Annotated in this window: 1 protein-coding gene; it reads right to left on the bottom strand. The window is 68.1% G+C overall.

From position 1 onward, the window contains the following. Window positions 1-655 (bottom strand): acyltransferase domain-containing protein (locus IF30_RS42895; RefSeq protein ID WP_037903174.1); only part of this gene is annotated, 655 nt, incomplete at both ends.

The raw sequence follows: 655 nt of genomic DNA, 5'->3' as shown, positions 1-655 counted from the left end.
GGGTGGGCCAGGTGACGGGGTGGCCGTGGGTGTGGAGGGTGGCGAGGGTTGTGGTGGTGGTGTGGGTTTCGGGGTGGTTCTTGCGGAGGGCGCTGATGGCGAGCGGGTTCTCGGCATCGGGGGTGGTGTCGAGGGTGGTGTGGGTGAGGGCGGTGAGGATGGGGTCGGGGCCGAGTTCGACGAAGGTGGTGACGCCCTGGTCGGCGAGGGTGTGGAGGGTGTCGGTGAAGCGGACGGTTTGGCGGATGTGTTGGGTCCAGTAGTCGGGGGTGGTGGGTTGGGTGGTGAGTTGGCCGGTGAGGTTGGAGACGAGGGGGATGTGGGGTTGGTGGTAGGTGAGGTGGGTGGCCTCGGCGTGGAAGGCGTCGAGGATGGGGTCCATGTGGGGTGAGTGGAAGGCGTGGGAGACGGTGAGGGTGCGGGTCTTGCGGCCGAGGTTCTTGAAGTGTTCGGCGATGTGTTGGGCGGTGTGGGGGTCGCCGGAGATGACGGTGGAGTCGGCGGCGTTGAGGGCGGCGATGGAGACGGTGTCGGTGAGGTGTTCGCGGAGTTCGTCTTCGGTGGCTTGGATGGCGATCATGGTGCCGCCGGTGGGGGCGGATTGCATGAGTCGGGCGCGGGTGGTGACGAGGCGGGCGGCGTCGGGGAGGTCGAG

This window comes from Streptomyces sp. NRRL S-350 (assembly GCF_000719705.1).
Lineage (GTDB): Bacteria > Actinomycetota > Actinomycetes > Streptomycetales > Streptomycetaceae > Kitasatospora.
The sequence above is the reverse complement of the archived record's forward strand: the minus strand, read 5'-3'. Positions and strand labels throughout refer to the sequence as shown.